General features: G+C 43.8%; 14 protein-coding genes and 1 pseudogene. 2 read left to right on the top strand and 13 right to left on the bottom strand.

Annotation, left to right across the window (positions count from 1 at the left end):
- Nucleotides 1-366 precede the first annotated feature (366 nt).
- The 3 genes from GC096_RS02165 to GC096_RS02155 all read right to left on the bottom strand — a co-directional run bounded on the left by GC096_RS02165 (nucleotide 367) and on the right by GC096_RS02155 (nucleotide 5,189).
- A complete protein-coding gene (locus GC096_RS02165; protein WP_171628665.1) occupies nucleotides 367-2,934 on the bottom strand; it encodes an exo-rhamnogalacturonan lyase family protein in 2,568 nt (855 codons plus the stop codon).
- Nucleotides 2,935-2,962: 28 nt separating this feature from the next.
- Nucleotides 2,963-3,832, bottom strand: a complete 870-nt coding sequence (locus tag GC096_RS02160) for a helix-turn-helix transcriptional regulator (RefSeq protein WP_171628664.1) — start codon at nucleotides 3,830-3,832, stop codon at nucleotides 2,963-2,965.
- A 268-nt stretch (nucleotides 3,833-4,100) separates the two neighbouring features.
- Nucleotides 4,101-5,189, bottom strand: a complete 1,089-nt coding sequence (locus tag GC096_RS02155; RefSeq protein ID WP_171628663.1) for a glycoside hydrolase family 88 protein — start codon at nucleotides 5,187-5,189, stop codon at nucleotides 4,101-4,103.
- Between the two features lie 592 nt (nucleotides 5,190-5,781).
- Between GC096_RS02155 and GC096_RS02150 the strand changes: the two are divergent.
- Nucleotides 5,782-5,991: pseudogene (locus GC096_RS02150) on the top strand (MFS transporter); the annotation flags it as partial.
- Here the strand turns inward: GC096_RS02150 and GC096_RS02145 are convergent.
- The 6 genes from GC096_RS02145 to GC096_RS02120 form a co-directional block, all read right to left on the bottom strand.
- Entirely contained in the window at nucleotides 5,985-6,659 is a 675-nt protein-coding gene (locus GC096_RS02145) for an MFS transporter (protein WP_246302531.1), read from the bottom strand. The pseudogene GC096_RS02150 and the gene GC096_RS02145 overlap by 7 nt on opposite strands.
- A 127-nt stretch (nucleotides 6,660-6,786) precedes the next feature.
- Nucleotides 6,787-7,248, bottom strand: coding sequence for a MarR family winged helix-turn-helix transcriptional regulator (locus GC096_RS02140; protein ID WP_171628661.1), 462 nt, complete (start codon nucleotides 7,246-7,248; stop codon nucleotides 6,787-6,789).
- 491 nt (nucleotides 7,249-7,739) lie between these two features.
- Complete coding sequence (locus tag GC096_RS02135; protein WP_376769468.1) at nucleotides 7,740-8,858, bottom strand: GntR family transcriptional regulator; 1,119 nt, start codon at nucleotides 8,856-8,858, stop codon at nucleotides 7,740-7,742.
- Nucleotides 8,859-8,929: 71 nt separating this feature from the next.
- Nucleotides 8,930-11,257 (bottom strand): alpha-L-rhamnosidase-related protein, encoded by a 2,328-nt coding sequence (locus GC096_RS02130; RefSeq protein WP_171628659.1) that lies wholly within the window; start codon nucleotides 11,255-11,257, stop codon nucleotides 8,930-8,932.
- Between the two features lie 156 nt (nucleotides 11,258-11,413).
- Nucleotides 11,414-16,084 (bottom strand): glycoside hydrolase family 3 C-terminal domain-containing protein, encoded by a 4,671-nt coding sequence (locus GC096_RS02125; RefSeq protein WP_171628658.1) that lies wholly within the window; start codon nucleotides 16,082-16,084, stop codon nucleotides 11,414-11,416.
- A gap of 489 nt (nucleotides 16,085-16,573) precedes the next feature.
- Nucleotides 16,574-18,667, bottom strand: a complete 2,094-nt coding sequence (locus tag GC096_RS02120) for an alpha-L-rhamnosidase-related protein (RefSeq protein WP_171628657.1) — start codon at nucleotides 18,665-18,667, stop codon at nucleotides 16,574-16,576.
- A gap of 81 nt (nucleotides 18,668-18,748) precedes the next feature.
- On the opposite strand from GC096_RS02120, the gene GC096_RS02115 reads away from it, so the two are divergent.
- Nucleotides 18,749-19,684 carry an AraC family transcriptional regulator gene (locus tag GC096_RS02115; protein ID WP_171628656.1) on the top strand — a complete coding sequence of 312 codons (936 nt, stop codon included), beginning with the start codon at nucleotides 18,749-18,751 and terminating at the stop codon, nucleotides 19,682-19,684.
- 98 nt (nucleotides 19,685-19,782) lie between these two features.
- Here GC096_RS02115 and GC096_RS02110 read toward each other — a convergent pair whose 3' ends face one another.
- The 4 genes from GC096_RS02110 to GC096_RS02095 all read right to left on the bottom strand — a co-directional run bounded on the left by GC096_RS02110 (nucleotide 19,783) and on the right by GC096_RS02095 (nucleotide 24,328).
- Nucleotides 19,783-21,420 (bottom strand): type 2 periplasmic-binding domain-containing protein, encoded by a 1,638-nt coding sequence (locus GC096_RS02110; protein WP_171628655.1) that lies wholly within the window; start codon nucleotides 21,418-21,420, stop codon nucleotides 19,783-19,785.
- Nucleotides 21,421-21,520: 100 nt separating this feature from the next.
- Nucleotides 21,521-22,441: a glycoside hydrolase family 43 protein gene (locus GC096_RS02105; protein ID WP_171628654.1), complete on the bottom strand. Its 921-nt coding sequence runs from the start codon at nucleotides 22,439-22,441 to the stop codon at nucleotides 21,521-21,523.
- A gap of 24 nt (nucleotides 22,442-22,465) precedes the next feature.
- A complete protein-coding gene (locus GC096_RS02100) occupies nucleotides 22,466-23,344 on the bottom strand; it encodes a carbohydrate ABC transporter permease (protein ID WP_171628653.1) in 879 nt (292 codons plus the stop codon).
- A gap of 24 nt (nucleotides 23,345-23,368) precedes the next feature.
- Nucleotides 23,369-24,328 (bottom strand): ABC transporter permease, encoded by a 960-nt coding sequence (locus GC096_RS02095; RefSeq protein ID WP_376769467.1) that lies wholly within the window; start codon nucleotides 24,326-24,328, stop codon nucleotides 23,369-23,371.
- Between the last annotated feature and the right edge of the window lie 261 nt (nucleotides 24,329-24,589).

Here is a 24,589-nt window from a genome sequence, read left to right as displayed (position 1 = left end):
CGTGTTGAGATTTTGGCTGTGTGGTCATACTTTGATCCATATGTTTCCCTTCTTCCTTTTCTGTTTTCATGCTGTCATATATTCCTGCACTTCCTGACATCAGGATCAGGTGAATAATCACACTATACGAGGAGCAAGGGCAATTGCACAACAAACTAATTTCAGAAGGTAAACTGATTTCCGAAACTTTGATACAGCAGGCTTTCGACCATTTGAATCGGAAATAGTATTGTTACAGGAATTCGGTTTATACCCTATTAATAGAAAAGACGGCCCGTCAAGGCCGACCTTTAATTACCTATTGTAAACGCTTCAAACAATAAACCATTTTCCGTTTTATAAACTTTATTCAGTGAAATGACTGTTTTATTGCTGTTCACCAATCATCTCCCGGAGCCTAGCTGTCTCTATATAATTCAAACTCCACTGAGAGATGCCGTTCGTATTTACATATTTCACCTCCCGGATGGAGCGTACATACTCAGTGTTGGCGACAATTGTGAACACTGGCTTGCCGCTTCCGTCAAAGTGGCCGGGGGTATTCGAGCTCGAATCCGCTGCTTGGCTCAGCATCTCCAGCGCCTGTTGCATTCGCCCTGCATTACGGTACCAATAACCGGCATATGCGAACATGCGGATGGCAAATCGCTCACCTCGCCATGCATGGTCATTGCTCTCATTGAATAAGCCATACGACGCTTCCTGCCGCTCCTCTGGTGTCATAGCATAGTAATTGCCGAACTGAGCCAGCATGTCTTTAAATTCTTCATCTTCGATAAGCTCCACTAGCTCGAACCAAATCTCTGGAGCGCCGAAGCAAACGACCATATGATACTGGTAGGTTCCTTCACCAATATAGCCCATTTCGCTCGTTTGCGAATTGTACAGAAAATGAGAGCCGGAGGATAACCGATTAGGCGCATTCTTGAGGCTACGTATTCCTGTCAAAATTTTATCCCGATAGACCGTATCCTGGAATCTCTCCCAACGTGTCATCCAGTTGGACACGAAGGATGACCAGTCTGGTCCCGTACGTGCCTGAATGCGTCCCAGCTCGTCTTCGATCTGATCATCTCGCCGAGCTAAATCGGAATCCTTCACAAAATCCATGATATCCCCGATCCTCTCATCCCCGGTCAAATAATAGAAGAACCGGTGATGGCCAGCCATCGATATCCGAACTTCCTTCCATTTGCAACCCCAGTGACGCACATTGTGACGGCTGCCGAGCATCGCGTATTTGCCTAAGTGATAGGTGTCCACCTCACTCGTATGACGCGTCATCGCTCGGGCAAATCTATAAATTTCATAATCACCAGTTCGTAGAAAAGCCAACCAGTTCACATACGTGTTACATAGCTCCGTATTTTGCCAAGCATAGCCTCCCACATCATAGAGCCAGCAATGGCGCACTGGATCGTACGTGTGCATGACATCGCCATAATCCCAGAAACCATACCATTTGCGCTGCTCAATTTCTTGTCGATAAAAATCTATAAAACCGAGCACCGCCTGCTCGTTCCCTTCCGTTCGATAGCGTTCTTCCTTCGGCTGGCACCAATAGGTGCCAAAGACATTCGTCTGCTCATAAACACTTACGTCCGTAATCAGCAATGCGTCCGTCTGCACATCCTCAGCAAAATTCAGTATTGCTTTCTTACCAGGCATACAATCGAACAACTTGACCACCATTTCATTCGTATTGGCAATGCCTTGTGGATGATTATCCAGATCGCCGTACGAGTACTGATGCGAAACCGTATCGTATGCTCTGAAATCGTATGCCTCTGCATTTTTGCTCCGTAGCCAAACCGTTAGAACAGGTTGATCGTCTGCCGCACCAGTGACCTCAAGCGACATCGGACATTTTTGCCAAAAGTCCTTGATTCCCACAGCCACAATTGTTCGCTCACAGCCAAAGAAGACCGCTCCCTTGGAGCGATTGCCTTGCACCGCAGGAATATAGGCACAACCTGGCTTCGTCCTTTTTACGACACTATAATGCTCACAGGAATCCTGTTGCAACTGGAAGCTACCCCAATAAGCGTTGTCCCTCGCGTGCTCCAGTAGCTTTTCATCCTTTACTGGATCGATGGTGATAAATTGTCCATCTACTTGTTGCTTTTCATACAGCGGATGAACGTCTTTTCCTATATAAATTGGCTGTACGGCCTCATAGAACATGCCTGTATCTCCGGTAAAACCAACATGGCGATTCCATAGCTCCCCCCCAGCTTGCATGTGAAATTGAACGGCTAGCCCTTTTAAGAAATCAATGTTCTCATCTCCATCATAGATAAAACTATGCACAATTCGGACTTCATCGCTGCCCGCATAGAAGTACAACCGGATCGTGAAAGGAAAGCGCTGCATACCATCTTTTATGTACGAGTGAGTCCCTTCTGCTTTCACAACAGCTCTCAAAGGCCCGCTCTCTTCCAAAGTAATTCTCTTCGTAACCCCGATCAGTTTATGAATGGTTACGGTCTCTGCATCCTCCTGCTCATCTCTATTTTCAATGAAGGCTATTAACTGTGCTGAAAGATGACTCTGCCCCTCAGTTTTCCGCGTTATGGACGATATCAGCTCATTTCCCGTCGCCATCGTACAGGAGAGTAGTTCACTTTCCACAGTTACCGTACCGTCGAGGTTCTGACTTGCTATTAGGCTTTTTGTTGCAGGTGCGCCCTCTCCTTTGCTCATACGATGCCCCTGCGTGGTATCCAGCACAGCACTATGCAATAGCCACTTCACTGTGCCGTCCGGCCAGTATGCATTGATTTTTGTCTGGACTGGCTTTACGTTCCCTGCCTCATCCAGCAATCGGATGCTCTCTCCCGGCAGTAAACCGCCTCTCACCCAAGGTGTTCCAAAGCTGACCGCGGCTTCTGAAGCTTTTCTCGGAGTCAGCCAGTGCAAATTGAATTCAGACATCTTATCTCCTCCTCTATCCCTATTATTTCTACCATTTTCTTGCTTTCTTACGAAACTGCTCAGGCGTTTGACCGAGTTCCTCCTTGAATTTTTTGCTGAAATGCGAAGGAGTCTGAAACCCTGCCTGATAGCCGACTTCTTTCATTGTTAAATGCGTTTGCAACAAAAGTCGCATAGCCTCATTGACTTTGCGCTGCATCAAATACTGTTGAATACTCATCCCGACTTCTCGCTTAAAGTAATGGCACAAATAGTACTTACTCATATGCAATTCGTCTGCAATGGCATCCAACGTGCATGGCGAACGCCACATACGGTTTAGGCATTTCATAATCTGGCTGAGAGGGACCGCGCTTCGCGTAATAAAACGCTGTTCAGGCTCTTCCGCCTGTTTGTTGCTGTCCCGCCTGAATATGAGAAGCAACAAATGCATCAAATGCAATTGAATCGCTTTGCGCCATCCCCATTGGTGAGGCTCATTCTGCTCATGGTACAGGGAAGCGAACAACCGCTCACAAACCTCAGATTCCTCTACGGACAACCGAAGATGACAATATGGTACCGAAGTTTGTGCGAGTTGATCCCGGATGGAAATACTCCCCTCCTCGTCCCAATCAGGTACGAAATCGGAAAGAAAGTGAATCATGTCGCGCTCATAGGGCTCCGTACTCCGTCTTTTAACCTTATGAATGATATGTCCCTGAAACAGGAGTAAGCTATTTGGCCCAATTGAGATCACCTCATCCTCTAAAATAACCCACGCCTCTCCGCTCTGCACCCTCACCAGTTCATACCCGATATGGGTATGAAACGCCACCGGATAGTTATCCTTATCTTTATGTTCCATCATGAAGGCCTCTGAATGAAGCCCTTCAAGTGAATCATCCTCCAACGACATTTCGCTTGCCTCCTCTAGCAGCCGAGTTCATTATATATCACTTTCAAAGATTGAAATTGCCTCCGAATGTTCCAAGATTGCTCTATCGTGATTACCAACACTATACGGGGGCAGGGACGAATGAACAATAAACTAATTTCAGGAGATAAACCATATTCCGAAACCATCAATGTGACGTTGTTTATAACAGTTGATTGAGCATGGCAAAAAAGACTGTCCAATTGGACAGTCCCTGTATTCATTACTTCTTCCATGCAATCGTTCCTCATCAAATCGTTTTACTAGTAGCCTCTCTATCAGGCTCCAACACCTCGGTCAACAACATCAGCATAATGCCGTTTGTATATTGTCTAATTTGGTACGGTACTTTCAGGTAACCTTCCTTCTCCTGACAATCTGTTCCACCCGAAGCATGCAGCACGGCACCTTCATCACTCAAATGATGAGTAATGATCTCGTAAACCATCTGTTCGCCCCAGATTCGGAATTTATCGTCTAAGATGCCAAGTCGTTGCCCCTTCAGTGCTGCATACGCGAAAAGTGCTGAAGCACTGGTTTCCAAATATGACGTTTTTTCTCTGAGCAGCGTACGCAACATGCCGTCTTCATCTCTTCTCAATTCAAACACGCTTTCCATTTGTCGTTGGAAGATTTCCCCATACCCACTAATCTCATAAGGATGATCTTGTAACAATCCGAGCAACTCAACCAAACTGACTGCTGCCCAACCGTTGCCGCGCCCCCAGTGCTCGCCGAGCGTATTGCCATCTAAACAATGATAGCCGTGATAAAAGAGGTTATATTCCCTATCAAATTGGCACTCGATATGAATATCAAACTGTTTCAGCGCTTCGGCAATACATGCCTCATTCTGATCAGCCAGTCCGAAACGAAGCATGAACACACCTGCCATGAATAAAGTATCAATCCAAAGTTGATTTTTGTAATCATCGAGCCCTCCCGCGCCTTCCCCCCATACATGGGCGAACCCTCCGTTGGAAGTAAGTAACGCACGATGCACGCACCAATCAGCAACCTCTTGACAGCTCTTCAAGTAGCCGATATGACCAGTCTGCTGATAAGCGCTGTGAAGCACATTCGCTGGCACAACCCAATTGACCGAACCGAACTTAATTTTACTCGAATTGTCTACAGCCCATTGCTTGATAAATGTTGCGAATCGCTCCTGCTTTGTCCCCTCATACGCTTTAATTACACCATACATTCCCACGCCTGGTGTCCACTCCCAGTAATGCAGATCGTCACCAAAATCCTGCGATTTGCTGGTTAATTTGCCCCATACCTTTTCCAATGCCGTTGTAACATCTGTCCGTTTCAGTTGTATTTCTGTGTGCAATTTAAATCCTCCTCTTCGATTGCTGTCCCCATATGAGTCCAGTATAGTCGATTCGGAGTAAACAAGATTGCTGTTCGCTGTTCTGAGATTGCTTTTATTGCGTCATAAACAGCAGGTCCCTGACTCTTTGTAAACCTAAATTTACGTTCTATTATATTTTTTGAATCGCCATTGGAAATCTACATCAATAAAGCTTGCCTGTATTGTCCTTATAGAGTGTAAAGAAAATACGAAGCTATTACTCCTATTCTTTGAGTCATATTCCTCCTAATTTGTGAAAGCAAGTCAAGCAAGTCAAACAAATCTCCAAGAACTTAATCAGGATGTAAGGCAATGGACTGAAACAAATATCTTGATCGATTAATTAATCGTCTAGAATAGACCCTCCTTCGGTACCAGATGCTAAGGGAAATACATCCAGTTATTATCATTTAGCTTGTAACAACAAAAATTTATGTTTAAAAATAAAGAGCCACGTTATACGCGACTCTTTAAGAGATAATTTTCAACATTTAACTTCCCGAAAGGGCAGATCAGTTTTCTCGCATTGTTCGGCGATTACGTACATATCAAACAGGTCGGTTTATTCTTCATGTTCAACGCCGTCACGATAATTCTCGTACGTCCATTCTCGGGGCGCATTTTCGACCGATTCGGACATGCGTTGGTGCTCATTCCCGCGGGATTGTTCGTCACGGCCAGCATGGCGATACTGTCGAATACGCATGCCATGCCGATGCTGATAGTGTCAGCGCTACTATATGGAGTCGGATTCGGCGCCATTCAGCCTAAGATTCAAGCCTGGATGCTGCGAATCTCGAAACCGGAGCAGTATGGTATGGCGAACAGTATGTTGTACGTTATGGAGAGAAAAACGTTCAGTAGTACGGGAAACAACAGTCTTCGGTTGAATTCTGGTTTAGTTCTGGCTATAGGTAGAACCACTTGCCGAATGGGCTCCGTTTGCTCCACAGGGGCTTGTTCCCGCTTAGAACGCGACAGCCACAAGACCGGGAAGATAACCAGGGATGTAATCAATCCGATCATCGTCAATTGCAAGAAGCCAGCTTGTTTCATCACATTTAGCCCGATGGACGGACCGATCGACATGGCTAGACTCGTTGACAACCCGAAATAACCGATTCCCTCACCCATTCGGCGCAACGGGATGATTCGGGATACCAGCGTCGGAAGAATGGTGCTCGCCATACCAAAGCCGATGCCGTAGCCAATGCGTAGCGACAATAATGTGGCAAAAGAGCTCGCCACAGAGTACAGCGCCTTCGTTGCCGCAGCGACAATAAGACCAGCGAGCAACAGCTTCATCCGCGAAACGTATTGCATGATCGCTGCCGTCGCGAAACGCGATATGATGGCTGCGAGCGCGAATACAGACGTCACAAGGCTTGCCTGAATATTCCCTACGTGAAATTCATCTTTCACGTAGGCTGGGAAGGACGAAAGGAGCATTTGCAAACTTAGGAATAACAGAAAAAAACAAATTGTCAAAGCGATAAACTGCCTCGTCCATAATGGAGTTTGTTGTTGTTCTTGCTGCACTTTAGCATCATCTCCAATCAGCATTAATCAAATGTTACTAGTCTTCTATCAGCTCCGTATTTCCGATCTTCCCGCCGATATGCAGTTGAATGCGCAGCAGCAACTCCATCATGATTTCGTACTCCTCTTCCGAAATGCATGCTTTTACCTCCGCCGTCACACTGTCTTCGATTGGCGTCGTTACGCGGATGATCGCTTGTCCGAGCTCCGTGCTATATACGAGAAATGATCGCCTGTCCCGGTTGCCCGCTTTCTTATAGATAAACCCCTTCTTCTCCAAATGATCCAAAATCCGCGTCGTCGTCGGCTTGTCCTTGCTGGTCCGTTCGGCGATTTCACGCTGGATCAAACCTTGAGCGCGATCGATTTGATACAACGCAGACCACTGCTCGGGCGTAATGCCGTGCCCGCTTAGTCTTTGCTGAAATAAAGCCGCCAGCTTCCGGTACGTAACGCCCATCGCAAATCCGATCGGCAACTTCCGGGATTCGTTTGGCATGTTTGATACCCCCTCTAACATATAGTTGTTTAGACAACTATATGTTAGACAACTTGTTATGTCAAGGTCATCAAAATCTACTTTCCTGCCATGAATCAAAAATACGAAAAAGAGCCACTCACGCAAAAATAAGTGTCGAAAATTTCAGATGAGACTTTCACGGCACGTTCTAAATAGTAATATGGAATTTGTCAGAGTTTCGGCCAATGCTGTTTACGGCTCCCAAAAGAAAAGTAGTAAACGACAAGGATATAGCTGTAACAGCGACAAGAATATCATTACTAAATGTGAAGGCAATAGAAAAGCCATGGCAATTTGCCATGGCAGTGTTATTAAAAAAATGATCGTTTTCTATCAGTTACTTCCACACTTATAACTTTAACACGTCTTTGTCCACACCATCATGTCAAAAAACGATTATCTCCATATACCTTGGAACAATACTCAAATGAATTCAGCTCCTTATGCGAGTCCTACCAATTGATTATAGATTATTTTTCAAAGCATTTCCTCGTACTATCACGCACGATTAATTTCGGAACGATTTCATCCTTAATAAAGTGTCCTTCCTCGTATTGAGTCCAATCAAAGATCAATAACTCAGCTGCTCGTCGGCCTACGGACAAGGTATTTTGATTTATCGTCGTAAGTGAAGGCTCGATGAAAGGACTAACCAATGTATCGTCATAGCCTACCACGCTTATATCTTCAGGAACGCGCATTCCATGGTCCTTAACGGCTTGTATCACGCCTACCGCTTTATAATCACTCGTTACGAATATCGCTGATGGCGGTTTCGGAAGCGATATTAGTTTATTCGCACCCGCGTACCCCATCTCCTCCGACTCCTCGTTTTCTTCAATGATACAAACTAGCTCTGGATCGAAAGCTACATTATACTGCGACAATGCGAGGCGGTAACCTTGAAGGCGTAGTGAAAACTCTTGGTTCATCTCATAGAACGACTTACCCGTCAACACGATCCCAATTCGGCGGTGTCCAAGTGAAAGAAGATGCTGCGTCGCCAAGAATCCTCCCGTTAAGTTATCGACGATGACATAAGGGATTTGGAGCTGCGGATAAAAGAAGTGGACAGTTACAAGTTTGCGCTCCTCACTCTTCCAGCTTCGAAAAAGCTCAGGATCCGTATTCGCGCTCGGCAACAGAACAAAGCCTGTTGACTCATCCTTTTCCGGAAGAGTTGACTTATGCCCCATGTCCCATAAGTAGAACTTTATGTTCTGCTCTTCGCAAACCTCTTGAATGCCAGCAATTAAGTCTGAGTAAAAGCGATGGCCAAATGCCCGAAGTGGCATTGATACATGTGCAAGATAGATCTTATCCAAGGTGGCCTTTCTGGCCTCCGGTCTCTCACTTGATACCGCTCGGATGAATGTACCCTTCCCTCGAACACGATAAATGTACCCTTCATTCGCTAGCTCAACCAAGGCCCTGCGGGACGTAATATCACTGGTATTGTAAATCTTTGCGAATTCCAATTGGGTCGGCAACGGTTCGTTCGGGTCGAATTTACCTGTCGCAATCTTCTGTTTTAGATCATCCACTATCGTCTGATACTTCGGGGTTTTTCCTTGTTTCAATGAAAGCACACTCCGCTCATATTAATTGCTTAAGTATACTTTAATGAAGACAATCCAATCAATAGGTTTCCTTTTCTTCTTCAAAGCGCCATCTTGCCGCGTAAAACAACCACTTCACCTATATGTTCCATTACAGTCTGCTCAATAGTCACTGATGGTCGAATTGAAAGTGCTGCCGGGTATTCTATTACCAAGTCTACGACACCATCGGTCTCACGCATAAACTTTGCATGAATGGAGCCGTAAGCAGTAGGTACCATTCCCTTCGCCCAATCTAAATCACCCAAGGCAGGTTGGAACCCGAACTCCCCTGATGAGATACCGCTCACATCAATACCCAAAATCCGCTCGGTCAAGAGGTAAGTCGGGGATGCCCCCCATCCGTGACAGTGACTGACCGGTATCGAGTCAGCTAGATACGTCGGCGTATTCCCTTGATATGGACTTGGTATGGTGCAATGCGGAGACGAAGGATCGAAAGTCTCCCACCATGTGGTTGCTCCCCTGGCGACCATCTCCCCCCAGAACGAACGAATAATGTCCAGAGCCATTTTCACATCTCCGCGGCTGAACAAAACTTCCAGGACGATATGATAGAAGAATGCGCCTTTCAACTCGGGGCATTGGCCTTTGATGAACACATTATTAATGAAATTATCTGCCTCATCTTCTGTCATAATCCCGGACCATATTGCTATGAAATTCGTTTGGTACGTGAAACTATCCGACAAACCGCTATCTGTTAAGCAATCTGCGAACAGTTCCTTATCCGAATTCCAGAGCAAATTGCGAATCGATGTGCGCAGACGCTCCGCCCGTACATTGCATTCTTCAGCAAAAGAGGTATCACCTAAAGCGACCGCCATGTCCGCAGCACTTCTCAGCACCTTGTGCTGCAAGCACGAGATGGCAGTAACCCGATCCCGCTTGTCAATATAATCTGCCCAGTCGACGAAACACCACCACCCGTCCCTATCTGCCCTAGCAAATAATCCATTTTCATCTTCTTGATTTATGAACCACTCAATCAACCGACGAATCGGAGCATTCAATTCCGAAAGAATCTTATCATCGCCTGAGTACCGCCAGTAATCATGTACACCTAATAACCAGTAAGCATTGAAGTCGGGAAGCAAGAAGCTGTTGCGTTCGGGTCCCGTCCCTGGAATCGAGCCATCCTCATTTTGAATCCTTGCCCCTTGCAGCAGACACTTCCGGACGAGAGCTGTGTCACCAAATGTTTGGAATATGACCTTGGCCATGACCACAGCGTCAACGACCCAAAGTGCCTGCTCACGGTAAGGACAATCCTCCAAATGATCTTGACTGTTGACACTCGTCGTGTACCGTCCAATATCCCATATCCGATTTAGCAACATATCACTGCTCTCAAAAGATCCCCCTTGCATGAACGGGTAACGGACGGACTCTACATGGAAGTTCTCGATATAAATCGAGGCAGGTGTTGCCTGAACCGATATTTGCAAATAACGGAATGCCCTCCTTCCGAATGGGGATAATCGGTTGACACCTTTCTTTAGCTTGAAAGTGTCCAGTTGCACTATCTCCAAGGACTCTCCATAAGACAGCTGCAGTACGCCACCTTCTGGCGCAATGACCTCAATTACTGGATAACCAACCGTGACTGCACCGAAGTCAAATACAACTCCAGGAAGTGAACCAGGTACGGATGCATCCAAGAGCATACTACCTTTCATTCCCTCCACGAGCTGCTCCGCCCCATTCAGAAGGCCATTATTATCCTCTGTCCTAAGGACAGAGTTGGGCTTAATTTCTTTCCGAGAGAGGAACGGAATCTCACGGGGAATCAAGCGTGGCCAGGCGGAGTCGGGATCATTCACTTTTGCCATTACCTTTGCCTTCTCCCATGAAGAGTCATCATAATCCGCCATTTCCCAACTATCTTCTTTATCCGCCAAGTAGATCTCCTTATACCCACTCCAAGAATGCATTCTGGAGACTTTGTGTACCCACCGGGGGGAACGGCGGCATTTCCAACTGTCATCTGTCAGAATGCTCATGTTTCCATCATCGGTCCGGATGTCCAGTTGGGCAATCAAACCACCCGGACCTTGTCGTTGCTGGGTGACAATTTGACGATCACCGAAATTATAGGCTAGGACAGCAATGCAATTATCGCCTTTCTGTAAAGCGTCTAGAACATTGTAAGTATCGAAATATTTCCAAGCATTATCCGAAGGTGACGGTCCGGATCCGATCAACCTACCGTTTATGAAAAGCTTATATTCTTGATTAGCGGATATCCGTAATGTAGCCGACTGAAAATCTACACTAAGAGGAAATACGGTACGCGCTTCAACATAAACATTCGGCGTATACTCCGGTGTGTCGATCCAAATCCATTTTGATTTCCAAATTTGATTCATAATAATTGCTCCTCTTAAATAATTTATTTATTAAGTATACTTTTTATTTATAATATATACTTTAACTAGGTTTTGATCAACAAATAAGTATAAAACAACCCAATGCCAATCTGGCATTGGGTCAACTGAATTTTGCTTACAAGGAGAACGCTTAAATTACTGAATTACATTCTTAATTATAATATTGCGGGTACGTATCGCTACCGTTGCAAGCTGTGCCCTCGTTAGAACATCATTCGGAGCAATCTCGTTCGCAGATATTCCTATAAGTATCCCTTGCTTTAACATAACTGCGAGCGCCTTCCGATGTTCAGCATTTGCATCTTTTGCATCAGAATAACCATTGAGTAAAGCATTTACTTCATTATCAGATAATGACACATCGATACCTGCAGATTTTAAAACATTAGTGAGTACAAGGGCCATTTCCCCTCGGGAATTTGGTTTATCCGAAGGAAGGGAGGAATATTCAATCAAACCTAGCTTGTTTGCGGTCCTAACGACAGCTTCAAACCATGTCGAATCCCCTGACTGTTTCTCTGGTGATACGCCGAGTACATTTAGTGCTACCATTAATGTCTGAGCAGCCGAGGTTGCCGAGGATGGATCGACCGTCGTCTCTGTCACCCCGTTGATCAAGAGCAAACCACTTGCCTCAGCAACATCCTTTGCATACCAAGCATTGTCCGGTACATCAGTAAAATGTCGTTGAACTGAAACCGGCACATACAAACCTTCTGAGGAAACCATAGACTGTATTACCGTATTTCCATTTGCATCTGTAGTTATCATACTTGGTACAGGTGACAAGCTTCCATCATCATTAACCCTAGCCAAAGTGGTAATGATTTGTCCGATTGCAGGAGTTACATTTACTTTGGCGACAACATATAGCCCATTCTTATGTTCAATAGAAATTTTAATTGGTGACCCTAAGAGCGTTACTCCTTGCGCCTTGACTAGCTCTACTTTGCGCCTTTCTTCGTCAGTTAACTTCTCAACTATAGCTTGTGGAGTTGTAGGTTTCCCATTGCCCTGATTCCCAACAATTGGCGTGGAAGTCTGGGATGTGTCTGTACCCGAATTGGAGCTGGTGCTTTCGATGGTGAATGTAATAACATTTCCATCAATAACATTACCATTAAAAGCATCTGCTTTAGGAGTAACAGAAAGCGTGCCTCCTGACGATGCAGTCCCCGACAACTGAAGGGTTGCCATAGTTCCTGTTTCGTTTACTGTAACGGATCCGAGAGTCAAACCACTATTTCCTGACTCAAACGCCCAATTCTTTAATTCAGTAGCACCAATACCGAATGGTGCTTCGACGGCCTCTACGTCAACTTTCGGGTTATTTTGGGATGCTGTAATATGACCAACCGCCTTAACAGCCGGTTTCGTTTGGAACGAAAGCGTATCAATACGAAGATCTGGGGCTTTGAACACAACATACAGATCGTGATTTCCAATCAGAGTCGTATTGCTCAAATCAACTGTTATATCCGTATATCCGAGTTCAGTAACTGCTACGTTTGCATTTACAATGGTATAGGATTTTGGTCCAGTAATCGGTACATCAAGAACAGCTATTGGTGCATTCGTCGGTGAATCAGCATGCAGTGTAATTACACCACCAGAAGTATTGGAAGCAACACGTGCTGTTATCTGTTTGGCTGCCGTCAAGTTAACTTTTGGAATGGCTGTCCATGAACCATTTTTCTTGGACCCCACGGCATAGTAGCCAGCTACAACTTTCTTCTCTTTCAAATTGACTGCCGTTCGCTCCTTGGCTACCTCATAGTAAATGATATCATTCGAGGTAAAGGAGTGGTCGAACACGTTAAAAGGTTTGTAAATATTAAGCTGCTGAAGAGGGGTTCCCGTGACTTGCACATCCTGTTGAAGCTGGATATCTTGAGATGAAGCGCCTACCATAACCGTGTAGACCCCACTCTCTACATGTAAATCACCTTTATTGACATCCCAAACAGCCATATCGTTGGGATCGACCTTTAACGTTACATTTTTTGTTTCTCCTGCATGGAGTGCCACTTTTTCGTATGAGACCAGCTTTTTGAAAGGTGCATTTATACCGTAAGCCGAATCATTATTCTTCATATACAACTGAACAACCTCTGAAGTATTCACCTGACCAGTGTTTTTCAAATTAACTGTAACTATGAACGGGTCTTTGTCGTTAATGGATTGTGGTACAGTTAGATCACTGTATTCGAAGCTACTTAAAGATAAGCCATACCCGAAAGGATATGTAACAGGCGCTTCAGTATACATATAGGTTAGTTTAGATTCAATTGGGTCTGCAGCAGTCATATCAATCGTATACCGTGGGTCTGTCGTCGACAACGTTTGCGTTGTATTACCTTCTGGAATGGAATATTTAGAAATAGCCGGTAAAGCTGACATGTCCGCGTACCAGGTGGACGTGAGGCGGGCAGTTGGTGCGTAATCGCCGTAGAGTACTTGAGCTAGTGCTTCACCATCGTATTGACCACCGTAGGGTTGGTACAAGATTGCCGATACATTAGGATTATCTTGAATTTCCTTCATAATTACCGGGAAACTCGATCGAACGATAACTACTGTCTTCTTGCCCTTTGCAGCAAAAGCGTCTGAAACGGCTTTTACAAGTTTATAGTCATCATCACCCATATAAAGGCTAGATCTGTCATTTCCTTCACCAGCACTGTGACGCGGAATAGACCCGACGAATACGATGGCGTAATCGTCAGTTTCTGCTCTTGCTGCAGCAGTAGCGCCTACCTCTTTTGTCACGGTTAAATTAAACTTCGCCCTACTATCCTTTTTGGCTTCACTAGCGGTAGCAGAATCAGTTAATGTCGTGCTTGATGTTTTTAAACTTCCATCATCACCTGTCAGAACCAATCTGCCATTTGTATAATATTTGTTTGAAAAATTCCCGAAGAAACTTAGATGAAATGAGTCAGTTACCAAAGAAACTGTTCCATCACTGTTTTGTTCCACTCTCAGGGTTGGAGGAATAGTGCTAGTGTTCCCTTGCAGCAGTTCTCCATTCCAGTCGTTACTTGTCAAATTCAATTTGGTTGCGTCCGTATTTCCAACCGTAGCATTACTTGTGTTCGGAGAAGTAACCCATTTTTTATTTTGTGACGAAAGTAAACTAACGCCATTTTGTCCCCAATCAAAGACCTCAAATAGTTGTCTAGGATCGGAAGTATTTAACTCTCCTGCACTCGTTACGAGTTTTGCCCCAGCATCGTATGTACTTGAAGTTACCGACCCACCATTCCATTTGGAAGTTAGAGCAATTACTTTGCTTCCTGTATTGTATGAAACGTTAGCAGAACCTACTTGTTTTATGATTGATGTAAGAGGCGCTTCTCCCGAATTTGGCAAGCCCGGAGTTGTGCCTAAAGATTTAGAAGTTTTAAACCTCGAATCCGCATATATCCCAGAAATCGCAGCTTTTTTATCCTTCGCCAATGGAAGAGCTCCATCATTCTTTAACAACACAATGCTTTCTTGTGCAGCTCTCAATGCTACCTCCTGATGTTCCACTACCGCATAGGTAGATTCAGTTACGGAAACATCTTTTGCACCACTTGCAAATGGATAGTATTTAGGGATCCCTTTTTCATCAACTTCATTAAAGATACCCAGACGAACCATTTGGTTAACATGCGACCGAGCGGCTTCAATCAAATCCTCTTTTGTGACGTCATATAATCCATTTTCTACGGCATTAACTATACTTTGAACATCTTGTAGTCCGTCCCCTGACTTTGCTAAAGTGAATAAAATTGAAGCATGAGTATTATCTATGGCGTATTGTTTGTCGTAACCGTTCCCTTGACCCTCAGCTCCAGGCTTAAACGGATCACTATAAACATAACGGTCGCTGAAAAAGTCGGTACTGCTGTACACCCCATATTTAGAATTATTATTGGCATAGATTTGAAATGGAGAAAGAATATTTGGGATACCGTTTGTCCTGCCATATGATGTCATAGCTCCAGCAAGTGATCCACTTTTAAATCCTTTTAAAGGACTCCGGGTATAGTACTCATAAATTGAACGGGCACCTGCGCTATTACTTGTGGTTCCTCGGAACCATTGGGAATTATAAACCGAATAATGCTTTGTCCCGACAGCTGCACGCATCCAAAAACCATCTGTACTAACTTTTTGATCAATACCACTAAGTCCCGTGGCCATTGTATCCACTAAGGTTGAAGTTAAGTAATCATCCTCACTGAAGCTTTCATCAAATCGGCCAATTAATGGATTAACTCTTAAGTCACTGGTAGCAGTAAATGCTACGGAAAGAGAGGCATTAGCACCGTCTTGGATATTGGACTCTCCTTGCTTTACTCTAAGCTTGCTAAGTTTCTCTTCTCCCATTACATTTCCGATTTCAGCAATCAGGTTCTTATTCCAGGACTGTCCCATGCCCACATACGCTGGGAAATCTGTAGAGACACCTTGATCGTTATCCGACGCAGATAATGCACCAGGAATTTTTTTCCCTACATTTGAACCTCGAGTCAATGTAAAGATATTTCTTGCACCTGCTACGTATACAGCAGGTCCTTCTAAACCCGTATAATTGAAATAAGTATCCACAAACTCTTCCATATGATCAGGCACACCGTCAAACAGTGGCATACCGTCGAATATACCACCTACTTGCGTTTTGAACATTGGAGGCACATCTGCCGCATGTACTTGGATAGGTCGGACGTTACTGGTGAATAGGCCGACCGTTACCGAGCAGACCAGCGTATAGGATATCAGTTTACTTGCAAACATGGAGGTATTTCTTTTACTCATTAAGATATCAATCCTTTCTCCAAATCTCACAATTTAACTACCAAATTCAAAGCAGTGGATTACATAATGTTAAAGCGCTTACAAAAGAGCCACTAAAGAGATCCATTCCCATTTAAACAACCAAGTCGTCAGTTCCCTCACTATGTACACTGAGCTTACCTTTTCACATCCTCCATTTGCATATTCTAGATATTTCCTTTTTATCTTAGAACTTCGAAAGGAATTGTGGAATGGAGATATTGAACCTAGAGCATGTAAATTCTGAACCTGATACTAACATCAGGAATACCTTCTCTTGCACAATTCCTTTAGCAACACATTAACTAAAAAAGTAGCTGCCGAGTATATTTCTCGACAGCTACTTTTCATTATTACTATATAGCGATTTAAACATATATAATAGAAGGGATTTTTTAATACAACTTATATATGGCGATTATAATCAATGATAAACTCGCCTTTTGGATAAATTCAAACTAAACCAACACATTATTTCATTAGTTGATAAGAAACCCGATATTTCTTACCAGCCTCAATGGTCACCTCATAGGAACAGTTACCAACTTCCCGTATCTCACCTTCGTTACATACGGGACTCTCCGAACTGCTAAACGTAAGAATTCCTGTACCTGACGTGCTTTCGACACTTATCGTGCTCAAATCCATCTCCACCGATACTTGCCCCGCACCTGTCGGCAACGTCCCCTTCATATGCTCAAGGCCGCCAAGATTAGGAGCGATGCGGTACGTCTCGTAGCCTGGTGAAGTCGGCGTGACGCCAAGAAAGTATTTGCCGAGAATGTAAATCGGACCAGCTCCCCATGCATGGCACAAGCTCTTTCCAAATTTCACGCCATACATTCCATAGTGCGCATCGTCCGCCAACGAAGGATCGTACTCCTCCCAGAACGTTGTCGCACCAAGCTCGATCATTCCTCCCCAGTATGAAAGTATCTCCCTGCGAACGAAATCGTGAGCCCCACTTTCACAGAGAACCGCCAACTCGTGGAACCTCATATACGGTGTACGAATCTTGGGCACGTCTGGGTTCAACATGACATTACGAATGACGGAATCGCGTTGTTCTGGAGATAAGTAGTCATAAGTCATCGCGAACATACTCGCATGCTTGGTTAGTGTCGGTTTCGTCTCACCTTCGACCCTATGATGCAGCAATCCGCCCTTTTCGTCGTCCCAGAAAAGACGGAGCGTTTTAGATTTAATCTCTTCCCCCAAGACGCTGTAATTTTTGGCTGTCGCGTCCTCCCCCATTAATGAGGCAAACAGTGACATTGCTTCCAGACCCCTCACGAGCAGAATCTGTTCCGTACTCACAGCACCGTCGTTATTGAAGTCCGCCCAATCCACGAACACCCAATCTTCCTGTCTGCCTTCCACCAAGCCTTCTTCGTTCCTTTGCTTCAAACAGAAGTCCATTAAACTCACAGCCCGATCATAATACTGTTGGATGAATTCGAAATCGCCCGTATATTGATAGTAGTCGTACAACGAGATAAACCAATACAGTGAATAGTCTAATATCGTGTTGATATGCATGGTGAGCGGGTCTTTGCCTCGCAGCGCAACCAACGTTCTACGAGTCACATCAAGGTCGAAGAAGCTATAATAGTTCATCAAAAACGCTTGGTACGCATCTCCCGACCATACCCAACGGTCTCGCTTAATCCCATCCAGAAAAAATTCTCTTGTGTTTAAATGCAACGTATACAGCGACATCTCATAAATTTCGTTCATCTTCGGATCCGAGCACTCAAAGGAGCTTTGGTACTCTACTGGCACATATTCATATAACATACTGATGTGTCCCCAACTAACCTCAGGGTCAGCATGAATCCACACATAACGGAATGCTTTCGCCTCTTTCAGCGTATAGATTTCGTTTTCGCCGCCTTTTGATGCATCACGCGCTTCAAATCGATCTAGCGTAACGCATTCTTCTGGCGAAAGCGCCTCCGCCATCGACTCACCGTAGTACACTCGTACCGTTCCTGTGCCCTTCATGTTGTGGAAGCGTAAGTATCCGAACGTTTCACGGCCAAAATCCAACAGCGGGTAACCATCATGTATTGTTACGCTTGTGGGCTCATGCGGGGTCGTCGACAGTCGGAACCGCGATGGGGGATTATCTGGCGTGTCAAACGTCCAGGATCCTGCTTGCTTCCAGTCGTTTTGATAGGAAGTGACCTCCCATTTTGAGTCTGTCCACACTGTAGGGCCACTGATAAACAATGCCGGCGTTTCAATATCGTTGAAGACGCTTATGCTAATCTCGTGTCGGCCTGCCGGTATAGTGATGACGGAGTCGGCTGAGCGGTAGTTATCCTTACCGTCCAGGTAGAAGGAAAAAGTCCCTTCAGCCATAACGTGGATTTGCTCCTCTTGCTCCAATTCATATCTGTATCGAAACTTAATGTTCGAATAATTGCGATCAAGTCTCCAATAAGCTGGATACATGACGCCGCGAGCTCGACGTACGACTGACATCTTCTCATGCAATCGAATTTCAAAATCACCTGGATACCAAATCCAGGTTGCTGTATAACTTTTTGTGTTTTTTTCCATGTCGAGGTTGACCCCTTTCGGTTCTTATAAATTGATTGTATAATATGCAAATAGGCAAAAACACAGGAAGAAGTGACGAACATGGACGGTAAATATGCCAAAGAAGAGACTACTTGCTCATTGCCGGTAACTCGATCATCGGTACATCATTCTATTCTTTCAGAGCATTTTAGAGATGAATTTCCTCTCTTCTTAAATAGATGGGAGGAAGGCTTCCAACTTAGGGAGCACGATCACGATTATATCGAAATCGTGTATGTCATGGCTGGTGAGGGCTACCACTATGTCGGAGATCTCGTTGAACGAACATATAAGGGTTGCTTGTACGTATTACCTGTTGGGACATCGCACGTGTTTCGCCCGAGTGGGGCATCTAACAAACACAAACTCCTTGTTTACAATCTTTGTATTCGCCAAGAGTTCTTGGATCAGCTTTCAGTATGGTTGTTTCAATATGGTTCTGGGAACCAAGCATTCTCTATTTTTAAGGGAAAACCCGGTACCCATATTGCTCTTGTAGACAAAAGCATGGAACTAATGAGCTTGTTCGAGCACATGTATAGGGAGTTTTCTGAGAATCAACCCAGCTTTGCAACATCCATTTTTGGAGGGCTATTACAACTTTCCGTACGTATTTCCCGACTTTGGTATCGAGAAGCCTCAATGGAAGAAGATGAACCATTTCACCTAAAGTCGAGTCTGTCGAATATTTTGGATTATGTACAACTCCATTTCACGGAAAGGCTAACTATTGAACAACTTTCGGCCATGTTCGGTATTAGCACCCGTCATTTCATTCGATTATTTCAATCAGCAACAGGAACGGGCTTTTCAGAATTTCTCCAACACAAACGGATCGAATATGCCTGTCAATTATTATTGGAAACGGATTATAAGATCGCTTATATCTCAGAAAGTGTAGGATATCGGGATACGGGGCATTTTAACGAATTGTTCCGTAAGGTGGTTGGAACCAGTCCAAGCAAATATCGAAAGATAAATAAGCTTCCGAAGTAATAAGATAGCCGCCATTATTATGGTAGCTTCGTTCAATAAGTATACATAAAAGTCTCCACGAAATTTCGATGGAGACTCATGTAGATGCTTATTTGACTTTACTTCTTCACGCTACTATACCAGTCATTGACTTCCTTCTGGATCTGATCTCCACCTTTGCTTTTCCAATCGGCTACAAAGGTATCGAACTTGTCCAGAGGCTCTTCGCCATAGATAATCTTGATGAAAGTCATAAGTTCCATAGTTTTTAGGCTGTCTTGATTACTTCTCATCGTCTTCGTTGGTGCACCTAGAAATTCGTTAGGAGCGTTACTAGCTTTCATTTTGAAGTTTAAAGCTCCTGCCCGGATGGCTTCCTTATCGCCCGAGGCAATTACCTTCTGTGCATTCGTTTCTGGTTGGCCGCCATTGTAGACGTAGTCAAAATCCTTGGATTCTTTAAAAGGTATTTTTGGAGTGTTCCAGAACATTGAATACTTAACAGGATCTATGACATCATCATGTGGTTTCGGAAATTTCTTTGGATCATAAATCGGCTTGCCGTCCACCATTGCATAGTCATACCCCTCAAAGTAACCGTCCTTAAACTCCCCAGTACCGAACTGATTATCATATATTTTGTCCATATACAAGAAGAACTTATCCATATTCTTGAAATCTTTACTGAACATCATGACTCTATCTTCGTTTAAAGAACCAGTGTAACGAGCTGTCTTTCCACCCTCGCCAGTAGGTAACGTATAAGCACGTACCAAGGCATTCGGAGCGCTTTTCTTAACATCGCCAAGAGGCCAACCATTTGCCCAGTAAGGTGCTACTATCATACCCGATTTTCCTTGAACGAAGCTCTCCGTCGCTTTCATTTCATCAATGGCCCCTACCTCAGGATCCAGGTATCCCTTAGCAAACCACTCCCTTAACTTGCCAAGACCATCTTTAATCCCAGGCTGAACGGAACCATATTTCATTATTCCATCCTTGTCCAACTGCCAAGTACCAGGTATTAACTTGCCAGTGTAGGCACCGAAGATAAAGCTGGAGTCAGACATCCAATTAGAGAAACCATTCCTTGCGGCAAAACTAAATCCGATCGTATCGTTTTTACCGTTACCATCAGGATCCTGTTTGGTGAAAGCATCCATGACTTGCTCAAATTCTTTAATTGTCGTCGGAGCTTGTAGTTTCAACTTATCCAGCCAATCCTGCCTGACCCATAACACCGGATTGGTACTGTCGCCAGCTGAGAGGATAGGCAATCCCATCAACTTTCCGTCGCTCTTGACTTGGTTCAGTACTGAGCTATTGTCAGTGTAGAGTTTTTTCAACCTGTCTGAAGCGTAAGTGTCGAGATCTTTTTGAATATCCTTTACTTTACCGGATTGTATAAGATCCGCAACAAGATTTGTGTCTTGAACGATGAAAACGTCCGGCAATTTGTCTTGCGTAGCAAGTGACAACCTTAATTTGGTCTGATAAGCAGTTTGATCTGCTGAATTCCACAAATCTTTAAATTCAATCCCTAGTGTCTTTTTCGCCCATGTATTATGGATATTGTTATTAATATCCTCACCATTAATGAACTTCGTGTCCCCACCTAAAGGACGTGCTGTGGTAATCATTACGGTAGAATTTGATTTGTTGTCGGTAGACTGTGCAGTCTCTCCATTTCCTGAACATCCAGCTGTGAATGCGATTACAACGCTCAGTGCTGTTCCATATATTTTTCTTTTATTCATATATTCATTCCCCTCTCGTTGTTTGATTCCTACGTTCTTATTGTACTAGCTGCTTTCTTATAGCGTATATGCCCGAGAATCAACATGCATATCCATAGATTCAATCAGTTGTGTCCTTAATACCTAGAAATTCTTCTTTCCATGGAATTTCAACCTCATAACCATTGATGTGAACCGGAAGAAAACTATAACCTGACGATCTAAGGTCATCCTTATTCCAGTGATCTAACATGAGATACCATTGGCCGTTGACCTTAAAGGCATTTGAGGTTTGTCCGTTGTAGGTCTTCCGATAATTCATACCGGTACATGGATTATCGATTAATCTCCATGTTCCCATTACTTCTCTCGCGCAACCATATAACATAGCGTTCGGATCCCAACCCGTACAGCCTGAAGTGAAACTATAATAAATATTGTTTTCCTTTATAATGACCGGGGCTTCCCGATACTGCTCAATTAATGAAAGCTTAGACTCGCCGGTTAAAGACAAATTATCCTCACTTAATTGACAAATCAAAGTCGTGGCATTCCAATTCGTACTGCAAAATAGATAGACACTATCATCATCATCTTGGTACAAAGTCATGTCCCTACTGTCTTTACCCTGACTATCCGGCCGCAGGCTCCCCCTGTATGTAAATGGACCAGTTGGAACGTCAGCGTCCGCAATTCCAATTCGAGCATAGTTATAGGTAGCATCATCCAAATGAAACCACATTACGAATCGATTCATCATTTTATTGTAGACTACCTTAGGTCGCTCCCCTACTTTTGTAGAGCTTAGCTCATGCTCAGGGTCATCATTCACGGATTTAAGAACTACCCCTTCGTTTGACCAATTGACCATATCCTTGGAGGAATAACAAGAGAAGCCCAGGAAGGGAACTCGGTTTAGATGCGTATCAGCATCTTTATTTTCCCCATACCAATAAAACCTATTTTGATACTCAATTATAACTCCGCCGTGCGCTTGAATTAATTTCCCTTCTGTATCTAGCCAGCATGTTCCGTTTTTCATATTTTCATATCCCTTCCTTGATCGTTATTCTTTCACAGCACCAACTACAATACCTTTAACAAAATATTTTTGCAGAAAAGGATAAACCATAAGAATCGGGAGAGCTCCAATAAAGATCTGAGCTGCTTTCACGGTCCGCTGAGAGAGATTTTCCATGTCTTTTGGATTTAGACTCATTTTGCTGAAGTCCTGTTGGACAACGACCGTTTGTAAAAATGTCGCAAGTGGATAGTTTTGGGGATTCATCATATAAATCAACCCGTCAAACCAAGAATTCCAATGACCCACTAGAGTAAATAATGTGATCGTTGCAACGGAGGGCAAAGACACTGGCAAATGAATTGAGAAGAGTATTCTAAAGATTCCCGCCCCATCGATCAGAGCTGCTTCCTCCAGCTCCGCTGGAATGGTACGAAAGAAGTTCATAAGAAGTATCATGTTAAATGCACTAAACGCACTAGGAAGAACCAAAGCCCAGATCGTATTCGCCAGATGTAAATTAGTAATTAGTATATAGCTCGGTACAAGACCTCCGGAAAATAGCATCGTAAACACGAAAATCCACATGTACCAATTCCGACTTTTAAATTCAGCGTATGACTTAGATAAGGCGTATCCCGATAAAATGATAACCGCCATGCCAATTCCTGTTCCTAGTACCGTTCGAAGTAGCGAAACCAATAGTGCACGTATAAAAGCAGAGTTATTTATCGTTTTGGCATAAGCTTCAAGGGTGAAATCAACAGGCCAAAGATTTACAATGTTCGCCGTAGCAGCTGATGCACTACTAAAAGAGACGGCTAATATATGAACAAGCGGCAATATACAAATAAGTGACACGATAACTAAAAAAACATGATTGATAGCATTAAACCAGCGGTAACCTATTGATTTATGATACAAGTTTTACCTCTCCTCTCTTCGAATTTAGAATATCCGATAGTTAGCGAATTTGTATGCCAGTCTATAAGATGTAACAATTAGGATAAAGCTTATGATTGACTTAAACAGCCCGACCGCTGTAGAGAAGCTGAAATCTCCCTTAATCATCGCTGAACGATAAACGAAAGTATCAATGACATCCCCTTGGTCATAAACTAGCGGGTTATACAAATTGAATATCTGATCAAATCCAGCATTTAATACATTCCCGAGTTGAAGTGTCCCAACAACGATAATAATTGGAAGCATAGCCGGCATCGTCACATGGAGGGTTTGCTTTAATCTTGTAGCCCCATCCATCTCGGCAGCCTCGTAGAGTGAAGGATTTACCCCTGCAATAGCAGCCAAATAAATGATCATCCCATATCCAAATTCCTTCCAGATGTCGCTGATAACCAAAACAAAACGGAACCATCCACCTTGCCCAAGAAAAAAGATGGGATCTAAGCCGAATCCGTCCACAATTACGCGGTTAATTAATCCACCTTTAATGGAGAGTATATCGATTAGAATCCCTCCAAGTATCACCCAAGACAAAAAATGCGGGAGATAAACAAAAGTTTGAATCGAACGTTTAATGCCATTTCTTCGAATTTCATTGAGAAGTAAAGCGAACACAATCGGAACGATAAAACCGCAGACTATCTTTAATACTGATATCACTAGGGTGTTCCATATGACTTGTTTGGACCCCTCGAACATGAAGAGTGCTTCAAAATGCTTTAGTCCCACCCAATCCGACTTGAAGAATCCTAGCCAAGGTTTATAGTCTTGAAAAGCCATCACCAAACCGAGAATAGGTATATAGTGAAATATTATTGCGATGATCAATGACGGGAAGATTAGAACATGTAAAGGCCAAGTTTTTTTAAAACCCCTGAACCTGACCTTCTTGTTGGGCAATCGAATGACAACCTCGTTTTCTTTAACATCGGTTATTCTCAAAACTATTATCTCCTCTCAAAAATCTAAGTTGCATTTATAATCGCTTATGATACTATTATAGCCATCAGATTCGCCTTAACCTATGATAAGGTCTTAACATCTATAGCCCTATCCATAACCAATTCCTTTCACTCTATAACTTTGGCGGTGTATCGATGGTAAAATATAAAATCTTCCAGAATCTTATCGTTCTGCTTGTCGTTCTACTTGTACCAACGATGTTATTGTTCAGCTATTCCAACCGATCCAGTAATAAAGTAG

Source organism: Paenibacillus plantarum (genome assembly GCF_013141695.1).
In the GTDB taxonomy this organism is placed as follows: Bacteria; Bacillota; Bacilli; order Paenibacillales; family NBRC-103111; genus Paenibacillus_E; species Paenibacillus_E plantarum.
This window is presented reverse-complemented; position numbering and strand designations above follow the sequence as displayed.